This is a genomic window from Prauserella marina (assembly GCF_002240355.1).
Lineage (GTDB): Bacteria > Actinomycetota > Actinomycetes > Mycobacteriales > Pseudonocardiaceae > Prauserella_A > Prauserella_A marina.
The window spans coordinates 6,315,748-6,328,006 of record NZ_CP016353.1 but is presented as its reverse complement, the minus strand read 5'-3'; the positions used below and the strand labels follow the sequence as shown (position 1 = coordinate 6,328,006).

The following is a 12,259-nucleotide window of genomic DNA, read 5'->3' as shown; positions in this document are numbered from 1 at the left end:
TGGTGAGCCGGGACAAGCAGCTGACGACAAGCGGCTGACGAGCGGTCGCCCACGGGGCGAGGTCCCCGCAAAGCGTCCGCTTATGCTCACGGGAGTAACCGGCGGGAAAGGACTGTGTTGATGGCGGAGCGTGAGGAGCTCACCTGGGACCTCTTCGGCTCGGCGAGCCGGGAGCTTGCCGAGCAGGTGGCCGACAGTGGCTTCGAGCCTGACCTGATCCTTTCGATCGCCCGCGGCGGGCTGTTCGTCGCAGGCGCGCTCGGCTACGCACTCGACGTGAAGAACCTTCACGTGATGAACGTCGAGTTCTACACCGGAGTCAACGAACGACTCGATCTCCCCGTGATGCTGCCGCCCGTTCCCAACGCGGTCGATCTCGCGGGCGCGACGGTGCTGATCGCCGACGACGTCGCGGACACCGGGGCGACCTTGAAGCTCGTCCGCGACTTCTGCGCCGACCAGGTGGCCGATGTGCGCTGCGCCGTCGTCTACGAGAAACCGGCGTCGACCGTGTCGTGCGAATACGTGTGGCGGCGGACCGACAGGTGGATCAACTTTCCGTGGTCGACGTTGCCGCCCGTCGTCAAACGCACGGGCCAGGTGTTCGACGCATGACCGATCCGCTTGCCCAGTTGCTCGAACTCGACGGCGTCGCCGAGGCGGCAAAGAAAGCGCAGGATGCCGTTTTCGCGGTACACCGGCATCGCGCGAATCTTCGTGACGGTTCGGCGACGGCCGCCGAGGCTTCCGTCCGCGCCGCGAGGGCGTCGGCTGCCGTCGACGGTGCCGATCCCGAACTACCCAGTGAGGGCGCGGTCAGCGATCCGTTGCTCGCCGGTGCGTTGCGCGTCGCGGAATCGCTCGAATCGCTGCTTCCCACCTGGCGCCGTGCCCCCTCGCAAGCGCTCGCCAGGATGCACGTGCTCGCGGCAGCCGACCTGACCGACGACGCCGACGCGCTGGGCAGGCCACGTGCGGCTGCCGGGGTCGCGTCGCGGCTCGAACTACTCGGTCAGCTCACGACGGGAGCCACCAGCGTTCCCGGTCCGGTGCTCTCAGCCGTCGTACACGGCGAATTGCTGGCACTGCGGGCCTTTTCCTCAGCCGACGGCGTCGTCGCGAGAGCGGCGAGCAGGCTCTCGATGGTCGCGACGGGATTCGACCCGAAGGCACTGACGGTTCCCGAAGTGTCCTACTACCGCAGGCTCCGTGCCTACACCTCGGCGGCGGAGGCGTTCGCCTCGGGAACCCCCGATGGCGTGCGGGAGTGGTTGTTGTTCTCGTGCGAGGCGTTCGAGGCAGGGGCTCGCGAAGCGACGAGCATCGCCGAGGCCGCCACCTAGGTGTATCGACCCGCATGCCGTGTCGTTCCGTGGCCCCTTCCCTGAGCCGCTGTTTGGTCAGGAAGCCCGCGCGCGCACCGAGTCCAGCGCGTTGCGGACGTGACCGTCCGCGCGCACCAATGCTTCGACGGCCGTCGTGACGTCGACTCCCGCGAGTAGACGCACGAGGGCGACCTTGAGGTCACCGTCCGCTTCGGTCAGTGCGGCATCGCAGTCCTGTGCGCTCATTCCCGTTGCCTCGCGCAGGATCCGCAGTGTACGACCGCGCAGTTTCGCGTTGGTCGCCCGCATGCTGACCATCAGATTCGAGTAGGTCCTGCCCAGCTTGACCATCGTCGCGGTGGAGAACGAGGTCAGGATGATCTTCTGCGCGGTACCCGCTTTCATTCTCGTCGACCCCGCGATGGTTTCCGGCCCCGTGTCGACCGCGACGAGCACGTCGAGATCCGGCGGGAACGGCGCGCCGGGATTGCCGGAGATCAGGCCGGTACCCGCGCCCGCTCGCTTCGCGGCCCGCAGAGCCGACAAGACGTACGGCGTTCTGCCCGATGCGGTCAGTCCGAGCACGAAGTCACCGGCCACCACCGTCGAGTCGACCTCGGCCGCGCCGGCGCGCTCGTCGTCCTCCGCGTTCTCGACGGCGTGCCGCAGCGCCCTTTCCCCGCCCGCGTGGTGGGCGACGAACCAGTCCGGCGGGATGTTGAAGGTGGGGATCAGCTCGGCGGCGTCGAGTACGGCGAGCCTTCCCGAGGTTCCCGCTCCGACATAGTGCACGCGGTGACCGTTCTTCAGAGCTTCGGCCGCGTAGTCGACCGCGGTCGCCAACTGCGGCAGAACCGCGCGCACCGCTTGGGGAACGCGAGTGTCCTCCGCGTTGATGGCCGAGAGAATGCCTGCCGTCGACATCTTGTCGATGTCGACCGTTCGCGGATTGCGTTGCTCCGTCGGCGACTCCACGTGGACAACCGGTAGCGTCGCGGAGCTGTGTCCAAGCCCCCTGCGGCTCGCCGCCCCCACCTCCATCATTCGCCTCACTGTCTGTGGTTCGGAGCGCGCGGCTCGGGCCGCGCTTCTCTCTTGGGTCACTTTCCGGTTTCCCGTGGCCGCCTCCTGCCATCGGGACGAACTCCGAGCCGGTGCGTGCCGACCGCGTCTCTGGTCGCGTCGAGCGCGTGAACCGCGTCGTCCATGTGCCGTTGCGCGACGCCGATGAAGAGGCAGTCGATGACGGTGAGCTGCGCGATGCGGCTCGCCGTCGCGCCGGACCTGAACGTCGTCTCGCGGGCAGCCGTCGTGAGCACGTGGTCGGCCACCTCGGTGATCGGCGAGCGAGGGAAATTGGTCAGCGCGACCGTGGTGGCGCCGTGTTCGCGGGCCACGCGCAGCGCCTCGACCGTGTCCGTCGTCGCCCCCGTGTGGGAGATGCCCACCGCGACGTCGCCTTCGTTCAGTACAGCGGCCGAGGTGAGCATGATGTGCGTGTCGGACCACGCGAAGCTCACCCTGCCGATGCGGTGCAGCTTCTGCTGGAGGTCGGCCGCGACGAAGGCGCTCGCGCCGACGCCGTACACGTCGACCCTGCCCGCACCGGCGAGCAGATCGATGACGCGTTCGAGTTCGCCGACATCCAGTTGCTCGGCCGTTTCCTCGACCGCTCTCGCGTCGGCGAAGCTGACCTTGTTCACGACGGAAGCCAGGTCGTCCTCCATCGTGATGTCACCGCCGAGATTGCGCGACGAGCGAGCGGCGGTCCTCGCGGTGTCGGCGGCGAGCGCGATGCGAAGCTGCGGATAGCCGCCGACCCCGATCGCCTTGCAGAACCTGGTGACCGTCGTCTCGCTGGTGCTGGCGGCGAGCGCGACTTCCGTGATGCTCCGGCGGGCGACCGCCGAAGGGTCTTCGAGTACGACTTTCGCCACTCGTTGCTCCGCTCTTGCCAGACCAGGCAACAGCGAACGGATGCGCACCAACGGGCTCGCATCGGCGTCACGTTCCACGGCGCCCTTGGGGGTCTCGGCGATGAACTCAGGACCGTCGGGCGCTACCGGTTCGACGGGCTCGACCGTGTCGACCCCGCTGACCGTGGGAAACTTACTAACCATAGGCATCTGCGACAAGGTTACCCACACCTTCCGGATTGATCGCAAGCTGAGCGTGTTCCCACGTCCAGGCCACTTTTTCCTCGTTGATGAGAAAGTCGCCAACCGAGTCTGGCCTGTTAACCTGATTTGGCTAACGACTCTGCAACTTATTAGCGACCGAGCAACCTGAAACCGTCCCCTGCAAATGCGTAGGGTTGCCGCTCTCCGTCCAGTAAAACCCTTTTGTCGGCAGTGACCCTGACGGCGTCGACATAGTTGCCACGCGCGGTGTTGCTCCCGTCAGTGGTGAATCGCCAACGTAAAGTCACGTTTCCCGTCGCCGGAACGGATGCGTGCACGTTCCACCACGAACGGTGACCGGTCCCGGCGAGCGCGGTCACCGGTCCCTCCGGCGCCCCTTCGCCACGCACTCGAAGCTCGACCGGCTGCCACCGGTGGCCGTCGGAACTGGCTTCGAGTACCAGCGGGTCGGTGGGCTCGCTGTTGACGAACGTGGCGAAGTCGACGGAGAGGTCGCCGCCGGTGTGCGCGAGCGGAGGCGTTGTCAGCGTGGCCGTACGCGAGTCGCCGATACCGCTGAACCACGCACGAGGCCCCTTCGCCGGACGCACGGCCATCGCGCGGGCGAGTCCCGTCGCGTACGCCTGCCTCGCCGGGTTGATCGAGCCCCACGAGCGCGAAGGGTGGACACGGTTGGTCAGCAGCACGACCACCGACCGCGACTGGGGATCGAGCACGATCGACGTGCCGGTGTAGCCGGTGTGTCCAGCCGTGGTCGGCGACGAGAGCCCTCCCATGTACCAGAGCTGGTTCAGTTCGAAGCCGAGTCCGTGATCGTCGCCGGGGAACCTCGTGTTGTAGTTCGTCAGCATCGTGCGCACGGTGTCCTCGCGCAGGATGCGCTTGCCCGCGTACGCGCCGCCGTTGAGCAACGACTGGCCGAGCACTGCCATGTCCCCGCTCGTGGAGAAGATCCCGGCGTGCCCGGAGACTCCGCCGAGCGACCAGGCGTTCTCGTCGTGCACCTGGCCCCTGACCATCCCGCGTGGTGGATCGGCCTGGTACTCGGTCGCCGCGATCCGGTCCAGCTTGGCCTCGGGGGGATTGAAACCCGTGTCGGTCATGCCGAGCGGTCCCGTGATGCGCCGGGACACCGCCTCGTCCAGTCCCGTCCCCGAGACCCGCTCCACCAAGACGCCGAGCGTGATCAGGTTGAGGTCGGAGTAGGTATACGTGGTGCCTGGCCGGTTCTGAGGGCGCACGTCCATGACGGCCTTGATCCTCGCGGCCTTGTCGGGCCAGTCCCGCCACAGCGGCAGTTCGGGTTCCAGCCCCGAGGTGTGGGTCAGCAGCTGCGTGACGGTGATCGATCCCTTGCCCTGCGCCGCGAACTCCGGCAGGTATTCGGCGACGGGCGCGTCGAGGTCGACCTTGCCGTCCTCGACGAGCTGAAGCACCGCGATCGAGGTGAACAGCTTCGTCACCGACGCCATGTCGAAGATCGTGTCGGCGCGCATCGGGACCTGTTCGTTCGCGGGCAACTCGGTGCCGGAGCCGTCCGCGTACCGCACGGCGCTTCCTGCCGTGACGGTGTCGACGACCATGCCGTTGTGGACGAGAGTGCCGACGGCGCCCGCGAACAACGGATGTCCTTCGACGGCCTCACTTCCGGTCCACGCGCGCAGTTGGTCCCCTGCCGCGCGGAGCGGAGCGGGGTCGAGTCCCGCTTCTTCCGGCGTCACCTCGGCGAGCACCGTGGTCTCCGGTGCGAAACCGGTGTAGGGCTGGTCGAATCGGCCGCTCGCCGGGTTGGTCGACGCCATCGAGCTCGCTCCCGTGAACACCAGTATCCCGGTCAGTAGAGCAATTCTCCCTCGCACGGCCACCCCGTCCCTCTCGCTACCGATACCGCAGGTACGGCTCGCGCCGCGTCCGGAAGTCCGCGAGTTCCCGCTGCCACGCGCCGACGATCTCCTCTGTGCCGGCTCCCGCGTCGACCTGTCGCCGGAGCCGGTCCGATCCCGCCAGCTTGTCGATGAAGTTGTCCTCCCGCCAGCGGAAGACGCCGGGGTACAACCGTTTCGCTGACACGATCATGGTCACCGCCGTACCGATCGCGTCGTAGGCGTGGGGATCGGTGACCGCCAGCGTGACCCCACCGCAGTCCTGTCCCGCGAACTTGCCCGACGTCGGCACGAAATACGTCTCCCTGAACGTCACGCCCCCGAGCCCCGACGTCGCCAGTTCCTCTCGCCACCGCCAGTCGATCCCGGGAGCGCCGATGGTCTCGAACGGTTGCGTCGTGCCCCTTCCCTCGCTCAGTTCCGTGCCCTCGAACAAACCGGTGCCGACATAGCTGAGCGCGGTCTCCGGCGTCGGCATGTTGGGACTGGGAGCCGCCCACACGAGCCCGGTTTCGGCGAAGCGTGAGTCGCGTTGCCATCCGGCGACCTCGACGACATCGAGTTCGCCTGGTTCGACGCCCTCGTCGGGAAGGAACTCGGCCGCGAAGAACCTTGCCAGCTCGCCGACCGTCATGCCGTGTTGCTGCGCGATCGGTTTGAGGCCGACATCGGAGTCGAAGGCGGGGTCGAGCACGGGACCGAAAGCGTCGCCGCCGAGCGGGTTCGGCCGGTCGAGCACGACGAAACTCGCGCCGGTCTTCGCCGCCGCGAGCTGCGCCGTGTACATCGACCAGATGTAGGTGTAGAAGCGGGCGCCGATGTCGGCGATGTCGAACACGACGGTGTCGACTCCCGCTTTGGTCAACATCGCAGCCAGCTCGTCGGCACTCGCCCGGTAGGCGTCGTAGACGGGGACTCCCGAGCGGGGGTCGACGTAATCGCCTTCCGAACCACCGGCCTGCGCGCTGCCACGGAAACCGTGCTCGGGTCCGAACGCGGCGACCGGGGTGACCCCGGCCGCCACGAGCGAGTCGACGATGTGATCGGAGTTCGCGAGCACACCGGTCGGGTTGGAAAGCACGCCGACTTTCCTGCCGGAGAGGCGCCGCCAGCCCTCCGCGGCCAACCGGTCGGCTCCCGGCACCACCGAGCCGGGCTGGTTCATCGGTTCGGCGACGGCGAACGACGAACTCGTGCACAACACCGGGGTGGCGAGTGCGCTCGCGGCGAGGAAGAGGCGCCGGTTGACCGCCATCAGTTCGTCGTCCCTCTCCCTCGGATTCCCGGACCGACTACCACGTCAACCCGTGTCCAAACGGGAAGAGGGTGTTACCTGAGTCATCGCCGGAGGGGATCGCTACCGGCAATGTTCCCTGGGGTGAATGCTGGCCGAGCAGGACCTTCGCGAGCGAGTTCATCGTCACCGCGCGCCAGTCGTAGGTGGCGACCCACGTCGCGGAGTCGGCATACCCGGGGTCGTACGGTTCCTGCACGGAAACGGCGACGACCGGCTTGCCCGTCTGCCGCATCGCGTTCAGGAGGTCGACCTGGCCCGGATCGCCCCTGAGCCCGTTGGTCAGCACGACGACGACGTCGGCGTCGCCCGCGGCGGCGACGGCCGACTCGACAGTGGCCGCGTCGGGGTTCGCCCCGGTCGACAAGCCGGTCGCCGTGGACCCGATGGCGGAGGCGAGCGCGTCCACCGGCTCAGCCGGATACCCCGGGTAGTCGGATCGATTCCAGCCGGTCACCAGCACGCGTTCCCGTCCGGTGAGTGGCAGTAGCCCCTCGTCGTTGCGCAACACCGTCGTGCTGCCGTCCGTGATCTCCTGGACCCTTGCCAGGTTGGCTTGCGTGCCGACGACCTCGTCGACCGTGTTCTCGTCGACATAGGGCTCGGCGACGACACCCCGGTTGTACTTCAGTTCGAGTATCCGCAGCACGCTCTCGTCGATGCGCTCTTCGGTGAGCCTGCCGTCCTCGACCGCGCCGAGCACGCCGCCGATCGCGACGTCGAGATCGGGCGGCATCAACATCTGGTCGACTCCCGCCTGCAAGGCGAGTACCGGGATCTCGTCGTCAGGGTGCAGTTCGCGAACACCCTGCATTTGCAGTGAGTCGGTGACCACGACGCCGTCGTAACCGAGTTCGGAGCGCAGAATGCCGTTGATGATCGGCTCGGAAAGGGTCGCCGGATTCCCGGAAGCGTCGAGGCTCGGCACGGTGATGTGCGCGGTCATGATCGAATCGACACCCGCCTCGATGGCGGCCTCGAACGGAGGAAGGTCGGTCTCTCGCCATTCCTGCTCGGTCCGGTCGATCACCGGAAGTCCCGTGTGACTGTCGGTCGCGGCGTCGCCGTGACCGGGGAAGTGCTTGGCCGCGGCTGACACGGTTTTGGTCTCCGCGGCCGAATTCTGGTAGCCGTCGACCTGCGCGGCGACGAGTTCGCTCGCCAGCGCGGGATCCGAGGAGAACGAGCGGGAGCCGATCACCGGGTTCAACGGGTTGGAGTTGACGTCGGCGTCGGGAGCGAAGTCCTGGGAGATCCCCATCGCCCTCAGTTCGGATCCGCTGATCGCCGCCGCGTCCCGCGCCGCGCCCGCGTCTCTCGTCGCCCCGATGGCCATGCCGCTCGGGAACTCGGTCGCGGGGCTGCCGACCCTGGTCACCCTTCCGCCTTCCTGATCGACGGAAACGACCAGCGGCACCTCGGCTCCGGAGGAGAGCGCGGCTCGCTGCAATCCGTTGGAAAGTCCGGCGACCTGCCTCGGCGTCTCGATGTTGTCGGTGCCCGCGTGGTTGAAGTAGATGACGCCGCCGACCTGATAGCGCTGCACGACTTCGGCCGCGGTGCCGACCCCGTACTTGTCGGTGTTGCCCTCGTGGGGCTCGGTCGCCGATGTTCCCCACACGTCGGCGACGAAGAGTTGCCCGACCTTCTGGTCGAGGTCCATGCCGCGCAACGTGCGCTCGGCCCATTCACGAGCCTGGTTCGTGGTGTTGCCCTGGTGCGGTTCCGGTCCGGATTGCGGGGACGCCGACGCCGTCCCCGCCGTCACGGCAAGAAGTCCTGCGATCGTCGTCGCCGCACAGGTTCTCCAGCCTCTCGTTTTCCGGCGTCTGGGGATGGGGATGGTCACGGCAGCCTCCCGGGATAGGCGTTGGTGGGTTTTCCACGCGAACGCGCCAGCATCGGAAAGCTACTGACGAAATGACGGAGGGTCAACGACCGAACGTCGGTGGCTTTTCAAGGTCATGAGATGTCGTGAAAAGTGCCGACACGCTGGCGGCGCCCGTGACATGACTGTCAACGGGCGCCGCCTGCTCGCGCGGACTGCTCGGGTGACCAAGCTGCAACTCGTGTCGTATTTCCGGGTACTCGGCGTCCGGCGTCCCGATACGCAGTCCCTTAACGACAAGCCTCCCGCGGCGTGCCCAGCGTGGGTGCCCGGAGTCCGCGCACGGAGATCTTTCCGGGGTGGACAAGGCTTCTCTTCTGCCTTGCCCCTGGCCGACAAGATGTCCGCATCACTTTTCTACCGAGTGACGGCCGTCACTTCAAGAGGGTAGAGGGGTGCACCGGTACAGAGGCTCGATGTAGTGACGAGCGCGTGTCTTTTCCGTGAGCCCGCGATGCTGTGCGCGGTCACAGTGGGCCATGTGGGTGGGCGATCAGGCTTCCTTGCGACGCTTGCGCGACAGTCCGTAAATCGTCGCCCCCGCCGCTACCGCGCTCACGCCGATGCCGACCGCGGCGAGCGTCGTGGGCGACGGCGCCGGAATGCGAGTCCGCAGCGAGATCGTGTTGCTGAACGAGTGCACCTGCCAGCCGTGCTCGGTCGCGTGCTTGCGCAGGATGCGATCGGGGTTCACCGCGTGCGGGTTGCCGACGACCTCAAGCAACGGGATGTCGGTGCTCGAATCGGTGTAGGCATGGCAGGCGCCGAGGTCGTAGCCGTACTCGGCGGCGAAGCGCTTCGCCGCCACCGCCTTCTGCTCGCCGTAGCAGTAGAACTCCAGCTCACCCGAATAGCGCCCTTCGATGACCTCCATGCGGGTGCCCATGCTTCTCGTGGTTCCCAGCATGTCGGCGATGGGCGTGACGACCTCTTCGCCCGCTGCCGACAACACGATGACGTCGTGTCCCTTCGCCTTGTGCTCCGCGATGAGTTCGGCGGCCTCCGCGTAGACGAGCGGGGCGACGACGTCGTGCAGTGTCTCGTTGACGACGGCGCGGACCTGTGCGACGTCCCAGCCCGCGCACAGCGCTGAAATCTCGGCACGCAAACGTTCCGTCTTGTCCGCGTCGGCGCCCGACAACGCGAAAACGAGTTGGGCGTACGCGCTCTTCAGCGCCGCCCGCCTGTTGATGAGTCCCTTGCGCAGAAAGGGCTTGCTGAACGCGAGTGCGCTCGACGAGGCGATGATGGTCTTGTCGAGGTCGAAGAACGCGGCGACGGGGCCTGTCGCCGGCTTCACGGTCGATGTCGCTGTCTCGTCGGTGCTCGGCGAGGTAATGCTGGGTTCGGACACCTCCCAACGATAGGTGATCAGCTCGTGACACTTTCGCCCGCCGCGTGCGGGCGGACCGGGCTCGGATCCGTCGGAAAATCCAGCACAGGAACGCTGCTCCGGCCACGAGTGCCGTTACCGAATTGTGGGTGCTTCGCGAAGACCTCCTTCCTCGAAGAGCGAGCTACAGTTGAGGAATCCGATGTCGATTCGGTGCGGTTCAGCCCGACCCCCCGGGGCTGAACTTCCGGCGGCCCTCGCTCCTCCCCCCTGGCGAGGGCCGCCCCCTTTTCCCAGGTTGTCCACAGCCGGCTGGTTGTCCACAGATCGGCGGGAAGCGTCTTGTGGCCCGCCCGGCCAGGCACGAGTGTGGGAAGCCGATGAAAGACGTACCGGGGGGAATGTGAGCGTGCCGACCGAACACGAGCCGAACGCGCGGCGACACCGAAATCAGCCGTTGTCCGACGAGCATCGTCCGCTCGTGGTGGCCGCCGACGATGCCGTGCTCGACGAGGTGCTCCGCCTCGCGGCAGCCGTCGGCTGCGATATCGAAAGGGCGATGGACGTCGGAGCCGCCGCGACAAGGTGGAACACCGCTCCACTGGTGGTGGTCGACGAACTGGCCATGGCCGAAACGGAGGCTGTGCGCCTGCCGCGCAGGCACGGGGTTTTCCTGGTGTGCAAAGGGGCCCCGGTCGCGGACTCGTGGCGGCGAGCGTTCGCGGCGGGCGCCGAAGGAGTAGTCGCGCTTCCCGACGACGAGGAGACGCTCGTCGCCGCGCTGGCCGACGTCGTCGAAGGGCCACGTGGCGAGCGCGGTCCCGTTCTCGCTGTCGTCGGAGGCAGAGGCGGAGCCGGTGCCTCCGTGCTGTCCGCCGGGGTTGCCCTTGCCTCCGCCCGTTCGGGAGCGGCGACCTTGCTCGTGGACTGCGACCCGCTGGGCGGCGGAATCGATCTGCTGCTCGGCGCCGAGCTGAGCGAGGGGCTTCGCTGGCCGGATGTGCGGGTCCAGGCGGGGCCGGTTTCGATGAGCGCGCTCGCGTCCGCGTTGCCTGGCAGCCGACACGGCGAGGGAAGCATGTCCGTGCTGTCGTGCGACCGGTCCGGTGAAGGGCCGGGGGACGAGTCGGTCGCCGCCGTCGTCGACGCGGGAAGAAGGGGCGGCAGGACGGTCGTGTGCGATGTGCCCCGCAGGCCGGGCCGCGGCGCGGGTGACGTGTTCGCCCGCGCCGACCTCGTCGTGATCGTCGTTCCAGCGGAGGTGCGTGCCTGCGTCGCCGCCACCACGGTGCTCGCGGGCTTCGCCGACCGCCTCGACAAGGTCAGGGTGCTCGTGAAAGGGCCCGCGCTCGACGGCCTCACCGAGGCGGACGTCGCGAGCGCCGTCGGGGTCCGCTCGCTCGGCTGGCTCCACCATGACCGCACGTTGCGCAAGGAACTAGAACGAGGCGTGTTCCGGCCCCGTTCCACAAGCTCGCTCGGCAAAGCCTCCCTCGCCGTTCTTGCCGAGCTGCGTTCGTCCTGCTGACGACGTGCACCTTTCAGCACGCCGTCAGCAGCTGGATCAGATGTTGAATCCACCGTCCACGTTGATCGTCGCGCCCGCGAGATTGCCCGCGTCGTCGCTCGCGAGGTAAGCCACTGCCGCCGCGACGTCTTCTGGTTGCCCGAAGCGGCCAAGCGCGGTGTGGCCGGTCAGGACAGCGGCCATCGGCCCTCCGGCCGGGTTGGCGTCGGTGTCGGTGGGGCCGGGGCTCACCATGTTCACCGTGATGCCTCGTTGTCCGAGTTCCCTCGCGAGTGCCTTCGTCATGCCGATGAGCGCCGCTTTCGTCGCCGAGTAAATGGAGAATCCGGGAAACGGAACGCGTTCGCCGACGTTACTGCCGATGTTGATGACGCGGCCTCCCTGTTCGAGATGCCGCGCCGCGGTGCGCACGGTGACGAACGGCGCGCGCACGTTGACGGCGAATGCCTTGTCGAAGTCCTCGACATCGAGGTCGTCCAACGCTCCCGTCGTGAAGACACCCGCGTTGTTGACGACGATGTCGATCCTTCCGAACTCGGCGACGGTCGCCTCGACAGCGGCTTCCACCTCATCGGGCTGGGCGCTGTCCGCCCTGATCGGCAGCGCCCTCGTTCCGCCGGCCTTGATGCGCTCGGCGATCTCTTCCGCTAGGCCCGCACTGTTCACATAGGTCAGTGCCACGTCGGCTCCCTCCGCCGCGAGCCGAAGTGCCGTCGCCGCGCCGATCCCTCTGCTGCCGCCGGTGACCAATGCGACCTTGCCTGCAAGTTTCTCGTTCATGAGTTCAATCCTGACGACGGTGCCCTCGGGGCACTGGCGGGAATCGGACGGCTCATTCCCACTGCCCTGTCCGGAGTTCGCGCATTG

The 12,259-nt window shown here is 67.5% G+C and carries 10 protein-coding genes; 3 read left to right on the top strand and 7 right to left on the bottom strand.

From position 1 onward, the window contains the following. The first annotated feature begins 117 nt into the window (after window positions 1-117). Entirely contained in the window at window positions 118-615 is a 498-nt protein-coding gene (locus BAY61_RS29325; protein WP_091803810.1) for a phosphoribosyltransferase family protein, read from the top strand. Further along, window positions 612-1,343 (top strand): Fic family protein, encoded by a 732-nt coding sequence (locus BAY61_RS29320; RefSeq protein WP_091802875.1) that lies wholly within the window; start codon window positions 612-614, stop codon window positions 1,341-1,343. Before BAY61_RS29325 ends, BAY61_RS29320 begins: the two co-directional genes overlap by 4 nt. A gap of 57 nt (window positions 1,344-1,400) precedes the next feature. Here the strand turns inward: BAY61_RS29320 and murQ are convergent, their stop codons facing one another. From murQ to BAY61_RS29290, 6 genes are all read right to left on the bottom strand, one after another. Then, a complete protein-coding gene (gene murQ / locus BAY61_RS29315; RefSeq protein WP_091803813.1) occupies window positions 1,401-2,366 on the bottom strand; it encodes an N-acetylmuramic acid 6-phosphate etherase in 966 nt (321 codons plus the stop codon). Window positions 2,367-2,425: 59 nt separating this feature from the next. Beyond that, window positions 2,426-3,451 (bottom strand): MurR/RpiR family transcriptional regulator, encoded by a 1,026-nt coding sequence (locus BAY61_RS29310; RefSeq protein ID WP_245865540.1) that lies wholly within the window; start codon window positions 3,449-3,451, stop codon window positions 2,426-2,428. A gap of 143 nt (window positions 3,452-3,594) precedes the next feature. Next, window positions 3,595-5,268, bottom strand: coding sequence for a serine hydrolase domain-containing protein (locus BAY61_RS29305; RefSeq protein ID WP_091803818.1), 1,674 nt, complete (start codon window positions 5,266-5,268; stop codon window positions 3,595-3,597). A 76-nt stretch (window positions 5,269-5,344) separates the two neighbouring features. Next, window positions 5,345-6,604, bottom strand: a complete 1,260-nt coding sequence (locus tag BAY61_RS29300) for an exo-beta-N-acetylmuramidase NamZ family protein (RefSeq protein ID WP_091802878.1) — start codon at window positions 6,602-6,604, stop codon at window positions 5,345-5,347. Window positions 6,605-6,641: 37 nt separating this feature from the next. Then, window positions 6,642-8,411, bottom strand: a complete 1,770-nt coding sequence (locus tag BAY61_RS29295) for a glycoside hydrolase family 3 protein (protein ID WP_245865537.1) — start codon at window positions 8,409-8,411, stop codon at window positions 6,642-6,644. Window positions 8,412-9,024: 613 nt separating this feature from the next. Next, the gene (locus BAY61_RS29290; RefSeq protein WP_420848781.1) at window positions 9,025-9,885 is read right to left on the bottom strand and encodes an HAD-IB family hydrolase; all 861 of its coding nucleotides are present in this window, start codon (window positions 9,883-9,885) and stop codon (window positions 9,025-9,027) included. A gap of 382 nt (window positions 9,886-10,267) precedes the next feature. On the opposite strand from BAY61_RS29290, the gene ssd reads away from it, so the two are divergent. After that, window positions 10,268-11,392 carry a septum site-determining protein Ssd gene (gene ssd, locus BAY61_RS29285; protein ID WP_245865534.1) on the top strand — a complete coding sequence of 375 codons (1,125 nt, stop codon included), beginning with the start codon at window positions 10,268-10,270 and terminating at the stop codon, window positions 11,390-11,392. Between the two features lie 36 nt (window positions 11,393-11,428). Here the strand turns inward: ssd and BAY61_RS29280 are convergent, their stop codons facing one another. Then, window positions 11,429-12,172, bottom strand: a complete 744-nt coding sequence (locus tag BAY61_RS29280) for an SDR family NAD(P)-dependent oxidoreductase (RefSeq protein WP_091802884.1) — start codon at window positions 12,170-12,172, stop codon at window positions 11,429-11,431. Window positions 12,173-12,259 lie beyond the last annotated feature (87 nt).

What these genes read in the sequence shown, in the direction of transcription:
- BAY61_RS29320 (WP_091802875.1), top strand. Translation starts at nt 612, where the DNA reads ATGACCGATCCGCTTGCCCAGTTGCTCGAACTCGACGGCGTCGCCGAG.
- murQ (WP_091803813.1), bottom strand. Translation starts at nt 2,366, where the DNA reads ATGGAGGTGGGGGCGGCGAGCCGCAGGGGGCTTGGACACAGCTCCGCG.
- BAY61_RS29310 (WP_245865540.1), bottom strand. Translation starts at nt 3,451, where the DNA reads ATGCCTATGGTTAGTAAGTTTCCCACGGTCAGCGGGGTCGACACGGTC.
- BAY61_RS29305 (WP_091803818.1), bottom strand. Translation starts at nt 5,268, where the DNA reads ATGGCGTCGACCAACCCGGCGAGCGGCCGATTCGACCAGCCCTACACC.
- BAY61_RS29300 (WP_091802878.1), bottom strand. Translation starts at nt 6,604, where the DNA reads ATGGCGGTCAACCGGCGCCTCTTCCTCGCCGCGAGCGCACTCGCCACC.
- BAY61_RS29280 (WP_091802884.1), bottom strand. Translation starts at nt 12,172, where the DNA reads ATGAACGAGAAACTTGCAGGCAAGGTCGCATTGGTCACCGGCGGCAGC.